This is a genomic window from Ferrovum myxofaciens (assembly GCF_013181415.1).
Lineage (GTDB): Bacteria > Pseudomonadota > Gammaproteobacteria > Burkholderiales > Ferrovaceae > Ferrovum > Ferrovum myxofaciens.
Window position 1 is genome coordinate 1,300,030 of record NZ_CP053676.1, and the last position, 20,078, is coordinate 1,320,107.

Annotated in this window: 20 protein-coding genes; 10 read left to right on the forward strand and 10 right to left on the reverse strand. The window is 58.4% G+C overall.

Annotated features, from left to right (window positions below):
- Positions 1 to 16 precede the first annotated feature (16 nt).
- Together HO274_RS06295 and HO274_RS06300 are read right to left on the reverse strand one after the other, a co-directional pair.
- The gene (locus HO274_RS06295; protein ID WP_273122217.1) at positions 17 to 1,852 is read right to left on the reverse strand and encodes a nitric oxide reductase activation protein NorD; all 1,836 of its coding nucleotides are present in this window, start codon (positions 1,850 to 1,852) and stop codon (positions 17 to 19) included.
- Positions 1,849 to 3,048, reverse strand: a complete 1,200-nt coding sequence (locus tag HO274_RS06300; protein WP_031597901.1) for a 4Fe-4S binding protein — start codon at positions 3,046 to 3,048, stop codon at positions 1,849 to 1,851. The genes HO274_RS06295 and HO274_RS06300 overlap by 4 nt, the downstream gene beginning before the upstream one ends.
- 123 nt (positions 3,049 to 3,171) lie before the next feature.
- On the opposite strand from HO274_RS06300, the gene HO274_RS06305 reads away from it, so the two are divergent.
- On the forward strand, positions 3,172 to 3,357 hold the full coding sequence (locus tag HO274_RS06305; protein ID WP_031597899.1) for a hypothetical protein: 186 nt from the start codon (positions 3,172 to 3,174) through the stop codon (positions 3,355 to 3,357).
- A 10-nt stretch (positions 3,358 to 3,367) separates the two neighbouring features.
- Positions 3,368 to 3,607: a hypothetical protein gene (locus HO274_RS06310; protein WP_062187811.1), complete on the forward strand. Its 240-nt coding sequence runs from the start codon at positions 3,368 to 3,370 to the stop codon at positions 3,605 to 3,607.
- Here HO274_RS06310 and HO274_RS06315 read toward each other — a convergent pair whose 3' ends face one another.
- Genes HO274_RS06315 through hemF form a run of 7 tightly spaced genes read right to left on the reverse strand, consistent with a single transcriptional unit; the run spans position 3,608 to position 10,317 of the window.
- On the reverse strand, positions 3,608 to 4,507 hold the full coding sequence (locus HO274_RS06315; protein WP_031597894.1) for a 5'-nucleotidase: 900 nt from the start codon (positions 4,505 to 4,507) through the stop codon (positions 3,608 to 3,610).
- Positions 4,507 to 5,928 carry an ArnT family glycosyltransferase gene (locus tag HO274_RS06320; protein ID WP_273122218.1) on the reverse strand — a complete coding sequence of 474 codons (1,422 nt, stop codon included), beginning with the start codon at positions 5,926 to 5,928 and terminating at the stop codon, positions 4,507 to 4,509. The genes HO274_RS06315 and HO274_RS06320 overlap by 1 nt, the downstream gene beginning before the upstream one ends.
- Positions 5,929 to 6,633, reverse strand: coding sequence for an ABC transporter ATP-binding protein (locus HO274_RS06325; protein ID WP_273122219.1), 705 nt, complete (start codon positions 6,631 to 6,633; stop codon positions 5,929 to 5,931).
- Complete coding sequence (locus HO274_RS06330) at positions 6,626 to 7,393, reverse strand: ABC transporter ATP-binding protein (RefSeq protein WP_150112446.1); 768 nt, start codon at positions 7,391 to 7,393, stop codon at positions 6,626 to 6,628. The genes HO274_RS06325 and HO274_RS06330 overlap by 8 nt, the downstream gene beginning before the upstream one ends.
- Positions 7,390 to 8,436 carry a branched-chain amino acid ABC transporter permease gene (locus HO274_RS06335; RefSeq protein WP_273122220.1) on the reverse strand — a complete coding sequence of 349 codons (1,047 nt, stop codon included), beginning with the start codon at positions 8,434 to 8,436 and terminating at the stop codon, positions 7,390 to 7,392. Before HO274_RS06335 ends, HO274_RS06330 begins: the two co-directional genes overlap by 4 nt.
- Positions 8,433 to 9,356 carry a branched-chain amino acid ABC transporter permease gene (locus HO274_RS06340; protein WP_031597886.1) on the reverse strand — a complete coding sequence of 308 codons (924 nt, stop codon included), beginning with the start codon at positions 9,354 to 9,356 and terminating at the stop codon, positions 8,433 to 8,435. Before HO274_RS06340 ends, HO274_RS06335 begins: the two co-directional genes overlap by 4 nt.
- A gap of 22 nt (positions 9,357 to 9,378) precedes the next feature.
- Positions 9,379 to 10,317, reverse strand: coding sequence for an oxygen-dependent coproporphyrinogen oxidase (hemF, locus tag HO274_RS06345; protein WP_273122221.1), 939 nt, complete (start codon positions 10,315 to 10,317; stop codon positions 9,379 to 9,381).
- Here hemF and polA point away from each other — a divergent pair.
- The 5 genes from polA to purD are packed head-to-tail and all read left to right on the forward strand — an operon-like array spanning position 10,316 to position 17,193.
- Positions 10,316 to 13,036, forward strand: coding sequence for a DNA polymerase I (gene polA, locus HO274_RS06350; RefSeq protein WP_273122222.1), 2,721 nt, complete (start codon positions 10,316 to 10,318; stop codon positions 13,034 to 13,036). The genes hemF and polA overlap by 2 nt on opposite strands.
- Positions 13,037 to 13,088: 52 nt before the next feature.
- Positions 13,089 to 14,111 carry a tRNA dihydrouridine synthase DusB gene (dusB, locus tag HO274_RS06355; protein WP_031597881.1) on the forward strand — a complete coding sequence of 341 codons (1,023 nt, stop codon included), beginning with the start codon at positions 13,089 to 13,091 and terminating at the stop codon, positions 14,109 to 14,111.
- On the forward strand, positions 14,108 to 14,347 hold the full coding sequence (locus HO274_RS06360) for a helix-turn-helix domain-containing protein (protein ID WP_031597880.1): 240 nt from the start codon (positions 14,108 to 14,110) through the stop codon (positions 14,345 to 14,347). The genes dusB and HO274_RS06360 overlap by 4 nt, the downstream gene beginning before the upstream one ends.
- Positions 14,344 to 15,903, forward strand: a complete 1,560-nt coding sequence (gene purH, locus HO274_RS06365) for a bifunctional phosphoribosylaminoimidazolecarboxamide formyltransferase/IMP cyclohydrolase (RefSeq protein ID WP_273122223.1) — start codon at positions 14,344 to 14,346, stop codon at positions 15,901 to 15,903. Before HO274_RS06360 ends, purH begins: the two co-directional genes overlap by 4 nt.
- 12 nt (positions 15,904 to 15,915) lie before the next feature.
- Entirely contained in the window at positions 15,916 to 17,193 is a 1,278-nt protein-coding gene (gene purD, locus HO274_RS06370) for a phosphoribosylamine--glycine ligase (protein WP_273122224.1), read from the forward strand.
- On the opposite strand, the gene HO274_RS06375 is transcribed toward purD, so the two are convergent.
- Complete coding sequence (locus tag HO274_RS06375; protein WP_031597877.1) at positions 17,190 to 17,762, reverse strand: L-threonylcarbamoyladenylate synthase; 573 nt, start codon at positions 17,760 to 17,762, stop codon at positions 17,190 to 17,192. The two genes, purD and HO274_RS06375, sit on opposite strands and share 4 nt — an antisense overlap.
- A gap of 76 nt (positions 17,763 to 17,838) precedes the next feature.
- Between HO274_RS06375 and HO274_RS06380 the strand changes: the two genes are divergently transcribed.
- Genes HO274_RS06380 through HO274_RS06390 form a run of 3 tightly spaced genes read left to right on the forward strand, consistent with a single transcriptional unit; the run spans position 17,839 to position 20,011 of the window.
- The gene (locus HO274_RS06380) at positions 17,839 to 18,300 is read left to right on the forward strand and encodes a DUF2782 domain-containing protein (RefSeq protein ID WP_051862483.1); all 462 of its coding nucleotides are present in this window, start codon (positions 17,839 to 17,841) and stop codon (positions 18,298 to 18,300) included.
- A 17-nt stretch (positions 18,301 to 18,317) separates the two neighbouring features.
- Positions 18,318 to 19,256 (forward strand): homoserine kinase, encoded by a 939-nt coding sequence (locus HO274_RS06385; protein ID WP_031597875.1) that lies wholly within the window; start codon positions 18,318 to 18,320, stop codon positions 19,254 to 19,256.
- Positions 19,244 to 20,011, forward strand: coding sequence for a BPSS1780 family membrane protein (locus HO274_RS06390; protein WP_031597873.1), 768 nt, complete (start codon positions 19,244 to 19,246; stop codon positions 20,009 to 20,011). The genes HO274_RS06385 and HO274_RS06390 overlap by 13 nt, the downstream gene beginning before the upstream one ends.
- Positions 20,012 to 20,078 lie beyond the last annotated feature (67 nt).

A 20,078-nucleotide genomic window follows, 5' to 3' on the forward strand; every position in this document is an offset into this window, starting at 1 on the left:
CAATCTCCGTGAACATCTAGGATCGGGTCAACCCGGCGTAGAGCAGGGGCAGTTTCTCTGGAAGGCGGGCCACGTGGTCCACCACCAGATAGTTCCGCGCCCCGAAAATCGTTGAAACATATTGATCGGCACGGGGATCCAGAGTCAGGCAATAGACTTGTACGCCTTCCCGAACCGCATCTTCCACCGCCTTGCGGGTATCGTAACGCAAATATTTACGGTCTCGCACATCCACATCGGCGGGCTCTCCATCGGTCAGCAGTATCAGCAACTTGCGCCCCTTCTTTTGCCACTCCAGATGCGTCGTGGCATGCCGGATGGCAGCCCCCATGCGCGTCGATAACTGACCCTGCATCCCCGCCAGACGAGCTTTGGCCAACTGGTCATAGGGTTGATCGAAATTCTTGAAACAGTAATAACTGACATTGTGTCGACTGTCCGAGCAAAAACCATGGATGGCAAAGGGGTCCCCCACCTTGCCGATGGCATCGGCCAATAGCACGCAGGCTTGTTGGGTCAAGTGCAATATGCTGTGGCTCTGGCCGGGAACCTTTTCGTTGGTGGAACGGGACAGGTCGAGCAACACCAGTACGGCAATGTCCCGTTCCTGGCGAAGAGTGCGCATCATGATGCGGGTATCGGGGGGAATTCCCATGCGTATATCACAGTACGCCCGAATGGCCGCATTGAGATCCATCTCATCCCCCTCCTCCAACTTGCGCAAACGCTGGTTTTCTGCAGGTTGAAGCGCATCCAGCACGAAGCGCATGCGCGAAATCAGAGGCTTGTGCTCGGCAATGATATCGTCCACCCATTGGGAATCCCCGCTTTTGGGTAACTTTTCCAGGATACGGACCCAGGAAGGGCGCTCGATTTGCCCTTTATAGTCCCATTCCGGGTAACGGTACACGCCCAGAGCATCGGTATCCTTGTCCTCGACGGAAACCCCAATATCCAGTTTGAAATTGAAAAGTGCTGCAAGCAGGGAAAACTGTTTGGCTGATGGGTTATCGGACTCATCCACCACCTTAAAATTGAGTCCAAAAAATTTGAAACGACGATTCCTGACCACTTTCCTTGATACGGGCCCAGCGGTCCCGTTTCCCTCGGAATGCGCAGCCCAACACTGTCGGTTATCGTCCCGATACGTCAGAAGAACCTGGTCGCTCTGAATCCTGACGGGAATTTTTTTGGTCCGAAAAGACTGTGCCAACGCACGGCCCACCCGAACAGAAAAATCTTCCTGATCGAGGGGCATCGAACCGAATAGACTCTTTCCTTGCCGGATCCACTCATCCTCGTCTTCATAGGTGGAATCCAGCAAGGCGCGGGCCAGGCGTTCCAGATAATGACCCGCCGAATTCCGCGCAGCCGGGGTGATGGTATGCAATCCCTGCCACAGCCGCAACAATCCCGGCCAAGTGCGCAGAGCCAGTGCTTCGACGCGGGCATCTTCCACCGTTTCCACCACGCGTCGGGTCCAGGCATCCAGTCCGCTCTGCACCAGGGGAAGGCCATATTTCAGGTGACAGAGGGCATGGGCCAAGGCCGCACGATAAACTTCACCGCCGGGCACTGCCCCCTGCGACTCGAAGGTTTCCGGCAGGTAAAGAACCCCCTCATGCCAATGGGGACGTCGCCCCTCCCGTTCGCTCCAGGCATGGCCCGTGGAGGCCAAACGCACCTCGGCATCCCAAAAGGAGCGCCCGTAAAAGTAAAGACGGCGACGCACCGTCCCAAAAGAAACCCCTTTGAGTGGTCGCAAGTGATCCTGATCGAGCCGGCCCGAACCAAAATGGCGGATAAAAAAATCGGCCCAAGTGGACTTTTCAGGCACCAGAAAATCGCTCATGGTTTGACTCGAGGAAAAGAAGCGGTTTCCAGCGCCTGCAAGTGTTTCTGGTTCAGGCGCACACACTGTTGCCAAGTGTCCCGCTGGGGGTTGGTGGGGTCCTGCTCCAGAGAACAGGCACAGGTACAGGCGGCTGCCTGATAACACGCCGCCAGATGATCGCCACGACATTGGGCCTGCAAGGGCGCGCAGCGAGGCTGACAATGATGGGATATCACCTGGAGCCGCGCCTGGTCTGCCTCCATTTTCTGGAAATCCACCGTCTTTTGGGTCCAGGCTCCCCACCCCATGAGTGCGCAGCCACTCAGAAACAAAAAACCAGCGCCACTGCGCAACAATATCAAGCGCAATCCGGAACGTTGCCGGGTTGTTTCGGGCACGGAGGAACGGGTGGAAAAAGTCAACAGCCCAACCGTCCCGTCCTTGAAATGCAAACGGTCACAAGCATCGATACATTCTCCGCAATCAATGCAAATATCATGTTTTTGAATACGGTTGGGTTCGATCCGGGTCGGGCAAACGGTGGCACAATAATGGCATTTCTCGCAATCCGCCCCCCGTGCCCCGTCATGCTCGACATGAAGAGCCGCCCGGGTCTGGAACAGGCGCTGTCCCATGCGATAGAAGCAGGCATAGTCGCAAAGAAAATAACGGACCACCGAGAGATCGATGAATACAAAAAAAACGACAAATGTCAGCATGATGGCAAAATTGGCCTGACGGGTCGTGGTTCCCCACAGAAACCCCCAGACGTCCTGCGCCGGGTAATACAACTTGAGCACGACCAAACCGAGAAGGAAGGAGGCTGCCAGCAAGGTGGCCCCCAATTTGAACCAGTTCAACCAGCGATTTTTGGCCGGTGCCACCACCAGTCCCTGACCGTCCACCCGCACATCGGCGCGTTTCCCCAACCATTTGAAGGTCAGGGCATCAGCCCATTCGGTGAGAAGATTCTGCGGACAGGCCCAGCCACACCACAGAGAACCGATGGTAACGTAGGTCAGCAGGGGCGCACTGAGAATCACCAGCACCATCCCGCTCAAGAACCGGTAATTGTCCCACCAGACCGGGCGCCCGAAAAACACAAAACTGGCCGAAGCCAGATCGATCCTGAACACGCCCAGGAGGGGAATCGCACATAGAAAAATCAAAACTCCCCATTGCACGACCCGGCGCTTGACATGGTAGGGCTTCACTTCCGGGCCTCCCGAACTTTACTCCCCTCTGACATTCTTTCCTCCGCTCCCCTTCATGACACTTGCATTACAACCGTGGTTCGGTCATTCTATAGTATTATGGCGACTAGACACGGAGCCCTCATGTTCAGTTCCTTCAATGTTCTCTTTGCGGTTTTCGCCATCCTGGCGCTGAACCTGACGGTTTTTGCGCTTGCCGTGCAGATGGACTTGTTGACCATCGATTCCAACCTCGCCAAAGTGATTTCCTGGGCCTGTGCCGTGGGTATGTGGCATATGGCCTGGCGTTTTCGGCACCCCCGTCACTGAGAGATCTCCCATGAATTCGCCACGTCAATACCCAGAACACGAACACCTCGATGCGGGGCTGACGCATATCCAGCAAGCCCTTGATCAGGGACACCTGGCGGGCGGAGCAGCCAGGGGATTATTGTATGGTTTGACGGAAACCCTGGGAGTCCTGCTGGGCGACCCCGCTTTGCCCGATCAGTTGCGCGATGGTTATCAGGGCCTGATGGACAATGCCAGAGCCTTGCAACAACGCCTGAATGAACACTGATCAAGCACGCTGAACCGAAGTGACCGGAACATGCCCCGTGGCCACATGTTGACGCGCCGAGTCGCAATGAGCCGCCTGGTCATCAAAAAATATGTCCGCGCCAAAGGCCTTCAGCACCGGGCCTTTTTCCACCCCACCCAGAAACACGGCTTCGTCGATACGCACGCCCCAGGCACGTAGGGTATGAATCACGCGCTTATGGGTCGGCGCATTGCGTGCCGTCACCAGAGCGGTACGAATGGGGCTATCCTGCGGGTTGGTGTTCCGTTGAATGCGATGCAGAGCCTCCAGAAAGGGTCGGAAAGGGCCACTGGCCAAAGGCGTGTTGGCCTTGGACCGTTCATGCTCGATGAACGCTTCCAGCCCGCGCGTCTTGTAGATCAATTCCGCCTCATCAGAAAACACCACGGCATCCCCATCGAAAGCAATCCGTAACTGCGGGGAGGGATTGTCTCCTACCGTGGAGGGCAGAATGGTTGCAGCGGCAATCCCGGCTCCCAATGCCAGGCGCACATCCCCCGCATCTGCTGACAAAAACAGATGGACACCCAGAGCTTCGGCATACTTCCAGGGGGTTTCCCCCCGCGAAAAAACCGCCCGGGTGATGTTCAACCCGTGATGTTCAATGGCATTAAAGATGCGCAATCCTGTATCGGCACTGTTCCGGGACAGCAGAATGACCTCCACACTGGATTCTTCGTGCTGATTCTTGAGAGCCAGCAATTTTTTCACCAGTCCGAAGGCCACCCCTTCGCCCAGGGGTTCGTTTTCATGGGCGATCTGATAACTGCTGTATTCCTCTACCCCGCGCGTTTCAAACAGGGCGTGACTTTCTCCCAGTTCAAACAATGCCCGTGACGATATCCCCACCCTCAATTTTCCCGCCAAATCCACAGCCATCATGGTCTCCCTGAATGAAAGAACGGATCCGCACAAACTTTCCCCCGACAGATCAGCATCAGTTGCTCTGCCTGCCCCTCGAGTTCTGCCCACCCATTGCCCGGCAGATCACGGGGGGTAAAGGCAATGACCAGCCCGTCTGTAAAACGGGAAGGCGGACTGACAACGGCCGGTCGATCAAAATGCCGGCTGTCGATGAGCGCCACCACCGACAACCCCACCGAGGACCAGTTCAAAGTATAAATGGGATAAGGGCCCGCCAGCGCTTCGATCTGGTTTGCCATGCGCGCATAGTTGTCCCCGCGCACACGCTGTTGATAGACAGGGTACCCCACCGCCGAGACGCCGAGTCCCAGCAGGACCAGTCCCACCACCCAGCGTTCCGGACGCAGAATTCCATTTTGAAACAAGGCAGGTTCGTGGATCAGATAATAGGTTGCCACCAATACCACCAGACCATATTCGGGCAAAACGTAGCGCGGGGAACTGTGCGGCGCAATCCAGTAGGGGAAAAAATTGAGCAGTGCCATGCCGGCCAATATTTTGACCGGGAGGGGCCAGGAAATACCCCGACTGTGCTGGGAGATCATCCCCCGAAGCACCCACAGGGAAGAAGGCAGGAGCCCCACCAGAATGGAAAGAGGGAATTCACCCAATTTCAGGAGCCAGGGCTCCAACGCGTCGGGGGACAACAGTTTATCGCTCACATCGGCCAATTGCCCGGTAACTTGCAGGGGATCCTGGTGCCCCACGGTACCCAGCCAGAGCCCCATGGGCAGCAAACCCAGGACGTAGATACCCATCGCCCGAGGGGAGCACAGGAACGCCCGAGGGGAGCGCTGACTCAGCAGCACCAGCCAGATGCCACCAAAATAAGCGTAGGCCGTCACCACCTTGGTCAGATAGGAGGCAAAAATCACCCATAACGACAGTAAAAGCCAGAGCAGGCTGCGCCGCTGAACCGCACTCCATAACAAAAAAGCCGACAGTACCATGAAGAATGCGAAAAGTGGGTCCGCATAGGCCAGCCAACCCCGGTAAAACTGCACATCGGCGGTCATCAGATAAAGCAGCCCGGCCAATTTTCCTGCGCCCGTTCCCGGCCAAAGGCTACGCGCCCACCAGCCCAGTATGAGCGCAGTACCCAGGGTTGCCCCCAGGGTCACCAGGCGCGCTGCCAGCAACACCTGAGACCAGCCCACCAGACGTGCCACGGGAATCATCACCCAGTTATACAAAGGGGGACGACCACCTACGCTCCCCAGCGCCACCACACTGCGAAAGATCTGGCGCTGCCACATTTCCATGGACATGATGGTGTAATTGGCCTCCTCACCCACATAGGCATGAAACAGAGAAAACCCGTAGGTGGCCAGTACCAGCCCCAGAATTCCCCAGTAATATCGGTTTAGCAACGACATTCATTCTCCCAGATAGGCCGCCCGCAACGCGGGGCTGGCCAGACATACCGCCGCACGGTCGGAAAACACCACGCGCCCCGACTCCAGAATCAGGGCACGATCACACAGTTCCAGGGCTCGCCGGGCATTCTGTTCCACCAACAGCAAGGTCGTCCCGGCCTGCACCATTTCCGCGATGACCTCGAAAACCTCATCCACCCGTTGAGGAGCCAGCCCCATGCTGGGTTCGTCCAGCATCAGGAGACGGGGCCGAGTCAATAGGGCACGCCCCAGGGCCAGCAACTGCTGCTCCCCACCGGAGAGCGTGCCCGCAGCCTGGGTCCGTCGCTCGTATAGACGAGGGAAACGGGCGTAGACCTTCTCCATCGCCGCCGGATCGGAACGGCCCATCTGTCCCATTTGCAGGTTTTCCGCGATGGACAAACGGGGGAAAACACCCCGCCCTTCAGGCACCAGAATCAGGCCAGCGCGCGCCCGTTTCCAGGCCGGTTGGTGGGTCCAGTCCATGCCGTCATATCTCAGGCTCCCCTGTGCGAAGGGCACCACTCCGGCCAGAGCCTTCAGGGTACTGCTCTTGCCCGCACCATTGGCGCCGATCAAAGCCACTTTTTCCCCCTCTTCGAGTTGCAGGGAAAAATCACAGAGGGCCTCGATGCCCCCGTAGTGCACTGCCAAATGGCTTACTTCCAGAAGAGGTTCAGCCATGGGAGGGGTGCCCCAGGTAGGCTTCTATGACTTGTGGGTTGGCCTGAATTTCAGCAGGCGTCCCCTCGGCCAAACCTTGCCCATAATTCAGAACGGTGATGCGTTCGCACAATTGCGCGATCCAGCGTACATCATGTTCGATCACCAGCAGGGCAATCCCCGCAGCGCGAATGCGCAAGATCAACTCGGCCATGTGCCCCCGTTCCGTTCCATTCATACCGGCCACCGGTTCATCCAGCGCCAACAGACGAGGGCCCGTGGCCAGGGCTCGAGCAATTTCCAGACGGCGTTGCGCCCCATAGGACAGGGTACCGGCCACCCGTTGCGCCATTTCCTGCAACCCCACCCATTTCAACAGTTCCTGAGCCCCTTCACGAATCTCCCGCTCTTCCCGCCGCACGGCCGAACTGTTGAGCCAGGCCCCCAGCAATCCACAGCGCGTCCGTCCATGAAACCCCACCATGACGTTTTCCAGGGCACTCATCTGAGGGAATACCCGAATGTTCTGGAAAGTTCGTACCAGGCCCGCTCGAGCAATCCGATGGGGTTGACCTGCGGGCAAAGGCTGACCGGCAAAAGTCAACGTCCCCTCATCGGGTCTGTAAACCCCGGTCAATACATTAAAAAAAGTGGTTTTTCCGGCACCATTCGGGCCGATCAAGCCCACGATGCTGGCTGGCTCCACCGTCAGGGAAACATTGTGCAAAGCCTGAACCCCACCAAAACATTTGCTGATGCCCTTGGCTTCCAGCAAATTCATGACGTATGCCATTCCCGTGCCCGTGCCCTGGACGGCAACAACCCTTCAGGGCGCCAGCGCATCAGGACAACCAGAGTGACCCCAAAGAGGAGCAGGCGCAGGGTGGATGGATCGATCAGGACGCGATGAAACCAATGCTGTTGCCAACCCCCCAGCGGTCGCAGCACCTCGGGCAGAAAAGCAAGCAGAAGAGCGCCTGCCACCACACCGCGCAGGTTACCCATCCCGCCCAGCACCACCATGCACAAAATCATGACGGATTCCTGCAAGGTAAAACTCTCCGGGCTGACAAAACCCTGAAACCCCGCGAACAGGCCACCGGATACGCCGCCAAAAGCAGCCCCCAAAGCATAGGCCAGCAATTTGAGACGGCGCGTATCCAGCCCCATGCTGGCCGCCGCAATCTCGTCTTCGCGAATGGCCATCCAGGCCCGCCCGATCCGGGAATATTCCAACCGTCGGGAAAGGAAAAGTGCCAGCAGGACAAACAGGAGGAACAGGTAATAGGTCCCCACCAAGGCAGGCAACGGGATACCCCACAGCCGATGAGGGCGGGCAAAGGACCAGGTCCCCAGATGGAGGGCGTCGATCATTGTGATCCCCTGAGGGCCGTTGGTGATGTTGATCGGTGCGGTCAGATTGTTGAGAAAGACCCGGATGATCTCGCCAAACCCCATGGTCACGATGGCCAGATAATCTCCCCGCAGACCCAGGGTCGGCCAACCCAGGGCCACGCCAAAACTGGCGGCCACCAGAATACCCGTGGGCAGAATGGCCCAAAGCGGCCAATGCACCCCGAATTGGGGCGACGCCAACAGGGCATAGGCATAAGCCCCCACCCCAAAGAAGGCGATGAACCCCAGGTCCAGCAACCCGGCATAGCCCACCACGATGTTCAGACCAATGGCCAGTAAAACGGACAGCAGAGCGAAATCCAGGATGCGCACCCACCCCCGCCCCAATAGTCCTTCAATCACCCAGGGCAGGATCAGGGTGCCCAGGAGCATCCACAGAAATTTGAAACGCGGAGGGCAGGCAATCATACCTTTTCCGGGGCATGGCGCCCCAACAAACCGGAGGGGTGAAACAGCAGAACCAGAATCAGGGTAGCAAAGGAAAAAACATCCTTGTAGTTGCTGCCAAACAAGTTTCCCGTCCAATCCCCCAGATATCCGGCCCCCAAGGCTTCCAGCAAACCCAGCAGAATCCCGCCCAGCACCGCACCGGATAAATTGCCAATTCCTCCCAGCACGGCGGCCGTAAACGCCTTAAGCCCCAGCATGAACCCCATGGTGTAATGGGCCACCTGATAGTAAGCCCCCACCATCAATCCGGCAATGGCCGCAAGCGCGGCACCAATCACAAAGGCCAGGGTAATGACCCGTTCCGTATCCACCCCCAGCAACTGGGCCGCCACGGGGTTTTGCGCCGTTGCTCGCATGGCGCGCCCGAGCGCCGAACGCTGGATGAGCCAAAGCAGACCACCCAACAGACTGAGGCTTCCCAGCACGATCACCCCCTGAAGAGGGCTGATGACCACGCCTCCCAAGGTCAGAGAATGGGTCAGCCCCAAATCCGGGAAAGAGCGATAGCCTCGCCCCCAGATCAAGGCCGAACCCTGCTCCAGCACCATCGACATCCCGATGGCCGTGATCAGGGGAGCCAGTTTGGGGGCATGGCGCAGGGGGCGATAAGCCAACCGTTCCAAGGCTACCCCCACCAGAACACAGACCCCCATGGCCCCCACCAGGCCGCCCGCCAGGGCCACGGGAAGAGGGGCCCCCCAGTCCTGCAGGGCACGTACCAGGGAAAGGGAAACCAGGGCACCGATCATGACCAGATCCCCATGGGCAAAGTTGATCAGTTCAAGGATCCCGTACACCAGGGTGTACCCCAAGGCAACCAGGGCATAGATGCACCCCAGGGTCAAACCATTGAGCACTTGTTGCAGGAATGTCACCATGTGAGGAAAAAACGTCCTGACCTCACAACCAGTCCTGCCCGTTGATGAATCCTTCGAGTAGCGCGGCTTCAGGCGACCCTGCTTCGGGATGCCAGTCGTAACGCCAGCGCACGATCGGAGGCAGGGACATCAGGATCGACTCGGTACGCCCCCCGGACTGAAGACCAAACAGCGTCCCCCGATCATAGACCAGATTGAATTCCACATAACGGCCCCGCCGATAGGCCTGAAAATCTCTTTCCCGTTCGCCGTAGGGCAGGGAGCGGCGACGTTCGACAATGGGCAGATAGGCCGCCAGAAAATGATCACCCACACTGCGCCAGAGAGCCTCGGCCTGGGGCAGCGGCAACTCGTTGAAGTCATCAAAGAAAATACCGCCCACGCCGCGCGGTTCTTGCCGATGTTTGAGAAAGAAATACTCGTCACACCAACGTTTGAAGCGGGGATAGTAATCCGCTCCGAAGGGGGCCAGAGCAGCCTGACAGGTTTGATGAAAATGGCGGGCATCTTCCTCGAAACCGTAATAAGGCGTGAGGTCCATGCCTCCCCCGAACCACCAAACCGGTGCCGCATCCTCGGCAAAGGCCGCGAAGAAGCGGATGTTCATATGGACGGTGGGAACATAAGGATTGCGGGGGTGCAGTACCAGAGAGACCCCCATGGCCTCGAAGCGGCGTCCGGCCAACTCGGGACGATGGGCGCTGGCCGAGGGGGGCAAACCGGGGCCCATGACATGGGAGAAGTTCACCCCCCCGCGCTCGAAAAGAGCGCCTTCTTCCACGAGCGCACTGAGTCCCCCCCCGCCCTCCGGACGGGTCCAGGCATCCCGCCGGAAGGCATGGCCATCGGCTTTTTCCAGGGCCGTGACGATACGTTCCTGCAGGTCCATTAGATAGGCTTTCAAACGTACGGGATCGAAAGAAGAATGGGGGAGGGTCTGTTCTGCCATAATGTCATCCATGAGTGAAGAAAAACGCCCCCATCTGGTGCTGGTGGACGGGTCATCGTACCTTTACCGCGCCTTTCATGCCTTGCCCGACCTGCGCAACCGCCAGGGAGAACCCACCGGCGCGTTATACGGCGTGCTGAACATGCTGGCCCGACTGAAGGAGGATTATAAGCCGGATCATGTAGCCTGCGTGTTCGACGCTCCCGGCCCCACCTTCCGCCATCAGGCCTTTCCGGACTACAAGGCACAGCGCCCCGCCATGCCAACCGACCTGGTTAGCCAAATCGCTCCCCTGCATCAGGCCATCCGCGCCCTGGGTTGGCCTCTCCTTCAGGAATCCGGGGTGGAAGCGGACGATGTCATTGCCACCCTCACCCACCAGGCCCGAGTATTGGGCTGGGAGGTGACCATTTCCAGCGGCGACAAAGATTTGATTCAGTTACTGGCGGAGGGGGTTGCCCTGATCAATACCCTCTCCAACGAACGTCTGGATGTAGCCCGGGCCACTGAAAAGTATGGGGTGACGCCCGCCCAATTCGTGGATTACCTGACCTTGGTGGGCGATACGGCGGACAATGTTCCCGGCGTTCCCAAAGTCGGTCCCAAAACCGCCGCCAAATGGATCCAGCAGTTCGGCACACTGGAGGACCTGATGGCCCACGCCGAGGAAATCGGTGGCGTTGTGGGCAATCATCTGCGTCAAAGCCTCGACTGGTTGCCCCAGGCCCGCTTTCTGATCACCCTCAAGTCCGCAGTCTCACTCTCCGAATCCCCGGAAACCCTGGTGTGGCAAACGCCCGACGAGACCGCGCTGGCGGTTCTGGCAGAGCGCTATGACCTCAAACGCTGGAAAAACCCTGCCCGAATCAGGACCGACACCCTTGCCCCGCTTCCTCCACCTGCGCCCGTCCTGGAACAACGTCCTGAAGTGCATTACGAAACCCTGCTGACTTCCGCGCAACTGGAGCATTGGCTGAACCAACTGGAATGCGCCGAACTGACTGCCTTCGATACGGAAACCACCGGACTCGATCCGCTACAGGACACTTTAGTGGGCCTCTCTTTCTGTTGCGACGGCCTCCATGCTGCTTATTTGCCCCTGGCCCACCAGACTTTGGATGCCTCTCCCCAACTTCCTTTCGAAGAAACCCTCCAGCGTCTGCGCCCCTGGCTTGAAAACCCGGCGGCGGCCAAGGTGGGACAACACCTCAAATACGACACCCACATTCTGGCCAATCATGGCATTGCCCTGCGCGGCATCCGCCACGACACCCTGCTTCAGTCCTATCTGCTCGAGGCCCACCAACCCCATGGCCTGGAAAGTCTGGCACGCCGCCACCTGGGCCGGGAGACCCTGTCTTATGAGACGGTGACCGGCAAGGGGGCCAATGCCATCGGCTTCGCACAGGTCGCGCTGGATCAGGCCACGATCTATGCCGCAGAAGATGCGGAAGTCACTCTGGCGGTGCACAAGGTTCTGTATCCTCAACTCTGTGCCGAACCCCGTCTCCTCGAGTTGTATGAAACACTGGAACTGCCGGTACAGCAAGTCCTGTGGCGCATGGAGCGGTATGGAGTGCTGCTGGACGCGGCTGTTTTGATTGAGCAGAGTGCCGAGTTATCCGGGCAACTCATTGCGCTCGAAAATCAGGCCCATCTCCTGGCAGGACAACCCTTCAATCTCAACTCCTCCAAACAGGTTCAAACCCTGCTGTTCGAGACTCTTGGATTGCCTGTGCTCAAGAAAACTCCCGGAGGGCAGCCTTCCTCTGATGAAAGTGTGCTGGAGCAACTGGCGCTCGATTTTCCCCTCCCCAAGTTGCTGCTGGACTATCGAACCCTGGCCAAACTCAAGTCCACCTACACCGATGCTCTGCCCAAACGGATCAACCCCCGAACGGGGCGAGTGCATACCCATTTTGCCCAAGCGGTAGCGGTGACCGGACGCCTCTCCAGCAGTGATCCCAATTTGCAAAACATCCCCATTCGCACAGCCGCCGGACGACGCATCCGGGCCGCTTTCATTGCCCCCCCCGGGCATGTACTCATGGCGGCGGATTATTCCCAGATCGAATTGCGCCTCATGGCCCATCTGTCCGAGGATTCCGGACTGCTGAATGCCTTTGCCCAAGGACTGGACGTGCATCGATCCACCGCCGCCGAACTCTTTGCCGTGGCGGTGGATCAAGTCAGCGCAGATCAGCGCCGCGCCGCCAAAGCCATTAACTTTGGGCTGATCTACGGGATGTCAGCCTTCGGTCTGGCCCGGCAGCTCAACCTCACCCGCTCCGCCGCCCAACATTACATGGAACGCTATTTTCAACGCTATCCTGGGGTGGCCCGGTACATGGAGAAAACTCGTGAGCAGGCACGGGAAAAAGGGTACGTGGAAACCCTTTTCGGACGCCGCTTGTTCCTGCCCGAACTCAAAAACTCGGGAGCCGGACGGCGTCAAGCCGCCGAACGAGCCGCCATCAACGCCCCTCTTCAGGGGACCGCTGCCGATCTGATCAAGCGCGCCATGCTGGCAGTACAGAACTGGCTGGATGAAACCCGGAGCCAGAGCCGTCTGATCCTACAGGTTCACGACGAATTGATTCTGGAAGTCCCTGAGGATGAAGTTTCCCTGCTGCGGATCCACCTCACCCGCCTCATGGAGGGGGTCGCCTCCCTGCGGGTGCCTTTGAGCGTAGAGGTGGGGACAGGAAAGAACTGGGATGAAGCCCACTAAAACCATGGCAGGGGTATAATGGCGGCTTTCCCATCCCCATTGAACCCGTGCAATGCAGATCGGACCTTACCGGCTCAAAAATTCCCTCGTGGTCGCCCCCATGGCAGGCGTAACCGACCGTCCTTTCCGCCAATTGTGCAAACGAATGGGAGCCGGTCTGGCCGTGTCAGAAATGGTTTCTTCCAACTCCCTGCTCTGGGGTTCGGAAAAAACCCGCCGCCGGGCCAACCACGAGGGGGAAGTAGAGCCTCGCACCGTACAGATTGCCGGTGCCGACCCGCGCATGATGGCGGAGGCCGCACGCTACAATGTGGACCAGGGAGCTCAGATCATCGACCTCAACATGGGCTGCCCCGCCAAAAAGGTGTGCAATGTCATGGCAGGTTCGGCGCTGCTCCAGGACGAACCTCTGGTGGCACGCATTCTCGAAGCGGTGGTCTGCGCCGTGTCGGTACCGGTCACCCTCAAGATCCGCACGGGTTGGGACCGCGAACATCGGAACGCCCTGAGTGTGGCGCGACTGGCTCAGAATTCCGGAATCCAGTCCCTGGCCATTCATGGCCGGACACGGGCCTGCGGCTACTCCGGAGAGGCTGAATACGATACCATTACCGCCGTAAAAGACGCCGTAACGATCCCCGTCATCGCCAATGGCGACATCACCAGTCCCCAAAAAGCCCAGGCCGTGCTTCATCAAACCGGTGCCGATGGAGTCATGATCGGGCGGGCAGCTCAGGGACGCCCCTGGATCTTCCGGGAAATTCAGCATTACCTCGATACCGGGACCCTGTTACCTCCCCCCGATGTCCTCGAAATTCACCAGATCCTGCTGACCCATCTGGAAGATCTCTATCATTTCTACGGCACCGAACTGGGCATGCGCGTGGCACGCAAGCATATCAGTTGGTATACCCGAGGACTGGCGAATTCCGCCAACTTCCGGCACACCATGAACCGACTCCAGAACGTGGAAGAGCAACGTCGTGCCGTCACTGATTTCTTTGAAGGACACGCCCTTCACAACCCCACCCTGTGTTATGAAGAAAATACAGCGCCCGAGGAACTCGCGGCATGAAGCCTGTAGAAACCGAATTATCCGCCTGTATCCGGCGCATGGTGGAAATGTACTTCCAGCATCTGGAGGGAGAGCGATGCTCCGCGCTCCATGACCTGGTCATCCACAGCGTCGAAAAACCCCTGCTCGAAGTCGTTCTGGCGCACTGCGCCCAGAACCAGACCCGCGCTGCCGAGTTACTCGGTCTCAACCGCACGACCCTTCGCAAAAAAATGCAACGATATCAACTCCTATGACTCTTCAACGCGCCCTCCTCAGTGTTTCTGACAAAACCGGTCTGATCGAACTGGCTCAGGCTTTACACCGTCTCCACATCGAATTGCTTTCCACGGGCGGAACGGCGCAAGTTCTGCGCGATGCCAAAATTCCCGTACGGGAAGTTTCCAACTTTACCGGCTTTCCGGAAATGCTCGACGGGCGGGTCAAAACCCTACACCCCAAGATTCATGGGGGTTTGCTGGGCAACCGGGATATTCCCAGCCATCAGGAAGCCATGACCCGTCATGGAATCGACCCCATCGACCTGGTGGTGGTCAATTTGTACCCGTTTCGGGAAACCATCGCCCAACCCAGCGTCACGCTGGAAGAAGCCATCGAGAACATCGACATCGGCGGCCCCGCCATGGTCCGCTCCGCGGCCAAGAACCATGCCCATGTCGCTGTGCTCACGGACCCCGCCGATTACCCCCGCCTGCTCCAGGAACTGGAAAAGAACCGGGGCTCGATCAGTGCCGCCACCCGCTTCGATCTGGCCGTCAAGGCTTTCTCCCATACGGCGGAATATGATGGAGCCATCGCCACCTACCTGTCCGGCTTGAATACCGAGTCCCAGGCCGATGGGTACCCGGAACGACTGCATCTGTCCTTCGTCAAACACCAATCACTGCGTTATGGTGAAAATCCGCACCAGGGAGCCGCGTTCTACCGCGATCCCGCTGCCCCCTCAGGCGTGTTGTCTCATTACCGTCAACTGCAGGGAAAACCCCTGTCTTACAACAATATCGCGGATGCAGATACCGCTTGGGATTGTGTGCGTTTTCTCGATGCTCCCGCCTGCGTCATCGTGAAGCATGCCAACCCCTGCGGCGTAGCCCTGGGCAACCAGGCACTGGATGCCTACCAACGAGCCTACGCCACCGACCCCACTTCGGCTTATGGCGGCATCATCGCCTTCAACCGAACCGTGGACGAAGCCACGGTGGAAGCCCTGCAACGTCAGTTCGTGGAAGTGCTGATTGCCCCCGAGTTTACCTCTGCCGCTCTGGAACGCCTCTCTCAAAAAGCCAATGTACGCGTCCTGCAACTGCCCGATGACAAAGGATTGAACCGGTGGGACATGAAACGCGTAGGAGGAGGACTGCTGGTTCAAACCTCTGACTCCGGCGGGTTGAACGAAGACGCACTCAAGGTGGTTACGCAGGCCGCCCCCACCGAGGAACAATGGACCGATCTGCGTCTGGCTTTCCACGTCGCCCATTACGTCAAATCCAATGCCGTGGTGTTCTGTGGACAGGGTCGAACGCTGGGGATTGGCGCAGGGCAGATGAGCCGTGTGGACAGTACCCGCATTGCCCAACGCAAGGCCGAAGATGCGGGACTCTCACTGCAGGGTAGTGTGGCTGCCTCCGATGCTTTCTTTCCTTTTCGGGATGGCCTCGATGTTCTGGCACGCGCCGGAGCCCTTGCCATCATCCAACCCGGTGGCAGTCTGCGCGATGGCGAAGTCATTGCCGCTGCGGACGAGCAAGGAGTCGCCATGGTGCTGACCGGCATTCGTCATTTTCGTCATTGAGCACACTGAATCATGAAGATTTTGGTCATCGGTAGCGGGGGACGGGAACATGCGCTGGCATGGCGACTGGCCCAGTCCCCCCGGGTTTCCCACGTATTTTTATCCCCTGGTAACGATGGTGCCGGACATGAGGAAGGCGTCCACTGCATTCCTGTGCAAGGAGTCGAGGCCTGGCTGGACCTGGCGCGCCGGGAGCAGGTGGCGTTTACCGTGGTGGGTCCTGAAGCCCCCATGGCCGCAGGAATCGTGAATCGGTTCCGGGACGTTGGACAAGCCATTTTTGGCCCCACCCTAGAAGCCGCTCAACTGGAAATATCCAAGGATTATGCCAAACGCTTCATGCACCGGCATGGCATTCCCACCGCGCATTTTTCCACCTTTGAAGATCCGGCACTGGCCCACGCCTATCTCGAGCAGGTGGGAGCACCCATCGTCATCAAAGCCGATGGACTGGCGGCGGGCAAAGGAGTCGTGGTCGCCCAGACTCTGGAAGAAGCCCACCATGCCGTCACTGCCATGCTGGGCGGAGGTTTGGGGGAGGCAGGACGGCGGGTGGTGATTGAAGAATTCTTGACGGGGGAAGAAGCCAGTTTCATCGTCATGGCGGACGGCGAACAAGTGTTGCCTCTGGCCACCAGTCAGGATCACAAGCGTCTGCGCGACAATGATGAAGGCCCCAATACCGGCGGTATGGGCGCCTATTCCCCGGCTCCCGTCATCACCCCCACCCTGCATGGACGCATCATGCGCGAGATCATTCAACCGACGCTGCAAGGCATGATCCAGGAGGGACACCCCTATACGGGCTTTTTATATGCCGGACTGATGATCTCTCCCCAGGGAACCATCAAGGTACTGGAATATAACTGTCGCCTGGGAGACCCAGAAACTCAACCCCTTCTCATGCGTCTCAAAACCGACCTGGTGGATCTGATTGAAACCGCTCTGGAAGGTCGCCTGCAGGATGCCGTGGCCGATTGGGACCGTCGTCCCGCACTTGGCGTGGTGTTGGCTGCCCCAGGTTACCCCGAACATCCGGTGGTGGGTTCTCCCATCACGGGGCTGGATGCGTCCTTGCCGGATACCCATCTCTTTCATGCCGGAACGCGCCGGGAGGGAAAACAGTGGGTGACTCAAGGAGGACGGGTCGTATGTGTCACGGCCCTCGGCGATACCCTGAAAGCCGCCCGCCATCAGGTTTATGAACGAATCCGGCTCCTGCACTTCGACGGCATGCAATACCGACAGGACATCGGCTGGCGCGCGCTGAAACCCCACGGCCCTTCCTAAACCCGAGTAACCCGGCCAGTGATCAAATCAGCCACCGTGGAAGGACGGGCGTTGGCCTGACAACGCCCCCAGATGACCCGTACCCGGGAACCAAATGCTTGGCGGCACGCCCGTGTTGTTTTCAAGGGTTTCCCTCCGCTGCGATTGGCACTGGTGGAGACGAGCGCCATGTTGAGGCGTCGGCACAACCGGGCCAGAGGCGCATAGTCATCCTGACGCAAGGCAATGCGCGGTCGCAAATCCCCCTCTCCCCCCCGCTTGCGTCCCCGCAACCAGGTTGTCAGGGGCTGCCGGGCGGGCACCAGCCAGGTGTGACCGCCGGGCCACCGGGCCTGCAGACGCGCCTCTTCCTCCGCACTCAAAGGCGCATGGAAACGACGGAGAAGATCGCGCCGGTCCGCAACTACGATCAAACCCTTGTGGACCGGACGGGACTTGAGACGCAACAGGGCGCGCAAGGCAAGGTGATTTTCCGGATCGCAACCCAAACCGTAGACGGCCCGGGTGGGGTAGGCGACGAGCCCTCCTTTATCAAGAAAAGTACGCAATCCGCGCGTGCGTGCATCCATGCCAATTCATCGAGTCCCGTACTATTGAATGGAGAACAGGATATACCAAGTGCCCAACTCCTGTTAGAATTCACCCATGACTTCTTTCTTTCGCCTGCTATTTTTGATTGGGCTTGTGGCTCTGGGTGTGCAGAGTTCCTTTGCCGAAGAGCCTTTGCCCCCTCTGGGATCAGACACCCCTTTGCCCCCCACGCTGGACGATTCTTCCGTCGATGCGCCGGAAGCCCCCCCCAAGGAGAGTTCTTCCGGCCCCGTTCAGGCGACTCCTTCAGCGCCTCCGACCCAGAAAAGTCCTTCCCCCCCCCAGAGCGGTTCAGCCGATGCCAATGATACCAATGCTCAGGTCACCATCGTGGAACGGGACAGCGCAACTTTCGAGGAATATCGAATTCGCGGACGTCTGTATAAAATAAAAGTCACCCCCAAAGTCGGCCCTCCCTACTACCTGATCGATGAGGATGGCAGCGGAATCTGGCACCAGCGCGATGTGATTGAAGACTATGTTCAGCCCCCTCAGTGGGTCATTTTTGAATTCTAAGCACGGATCATCGCTTCATGGCTGTCTTTACCACGGTTTCTCCAGAGGAACTTTCACTTTGGCTCGAACACTATCCGGTGGGGACACTGCAGGATCTCGTTCCCATTGCTGCGGGTATTGAAAATACCAATTATTTCGTTCATACCACCACGGGACATTACGTCCTGACGCTTTTCGAAAAACTCCAGGCGCAGGAACTACCCTACTATCTGGGTCTGATGAACCATCTGGCCGTCCAGGGTCTGCCTTGCCCCGCCCCTCTACCAAACCGGAAAGGTCAGTTCCACGCCCTGCTCAAAGACAAACCCACCAGTTTGGTGACGCGTTTGAGCGGACAATCCCGGACCCAACCCACTGTCCATCACTGCGCTGCCTTGGGGCACATGATTGCCCGCATGCACCAGGCTGCGCTCACTTTTGAAGGAACACAGGTCAACCCCAGGGGGCAGCACTGGCGCATCCAGACAGCGCAGGAGATTCGCCCTTTTCTGACGGCCTCTCAGCAGTCTCTGCTGAACCACGCCTTGGCACAGGCGTCCTCTTTCGACCCCTCTCTCCCGCAGGGCCCCATTCACGCTGACCTGTTCCGGGATAATGTCCTGTTCGAAGAAGAGCGTATCAGCGGCCTCATCGATTTCTATTTTGCCGGAACCGATAACTGGGTCTACGATCTGGCCATTGTGGCCAATGACTGGTGCGTGACCCCGCAAGCGTGCCTCGACCCTACCCGGCTCTCTGCCCTGCTGGTCGCCTATCACGAGAAGCGCCCCCTCACTGCGGCGGAAATTAAACACTGGCCCCGAATGCTGGTGACGGCCGCTTTGCGCTTCTGGCTTTCGCGTCTGAACGATCGATTCCAGCCCCGTACCGGTTCGCTCCTCAATCCCCATGACCCTACCTGGTTTGAGCATATCCTCAGCCATCACCTCGAGCAACCCTGCCCATGGCCCCTCTGACCCCTCGCCAGGTGCCGTTGTGGCACGGCGCTTTATGGATTCGTCAAGGGGCCCATACAGTCCTGCACAGCCCCATTGGCTGGATGACCAGTCTGGTCCTGTGGTTTGCCTTCATCCTGGTATGCAGTCTGTTCCCAATGCTGGGTCCTGTCTTTTTTTCTCTGTCGCTCCCCGCCTTGTTTGCCGGTATGATGGCGGGCTGTGCTGCCGTGGAACAAGGACGCTCCCTCAAGATCCCGCATCTGCTCAGTGGTTTCAAAAGCAGTTCCAGACGATTATTCCAGTTGGGTATGGTCAATATCGCGGGCGAAACCCTGCTGACCCTGGTATTGGTCCTATGGGGAGGGCAACAAATGATGGACCTGCAGAATTTGTCCCTGGACGGCGCAGAGAATCTGGAACAATTACGGGTGGCCATGTTCTCTCTGACCCCCCTGTTCATCACCCTTGTTCTTCTTCAACTGGCCCTGCTCATGATGGGCTGGTTTGCCCCGGCGCTCCTGCGTTTTACCGCTTTATCCACGCTGGAGGCTCTGACCCTCAGTACCCAGGGGTGTCTTGTCAATCTCCCCGCCTTTCTTCTATTCACCCTGATCATGGGAATCCTGCTGGCCATCGCCACTTTTCTCAGTTTTGCCCTCCCCTGGATCAGCGGTTTGATCGGATTTTTCATGGTGGCCCTCATCATCGCCAGCGTCTATGCTTCCTATCGCGATGTTTTCCATGAGGCTCCACTTCCCCCCATTACTCCATGATTCACCCCCGGTCCCCTTTACGTTTCCTCCCCCTTTTCATCTAAACGAGAGTGGGATAAACTGGGAC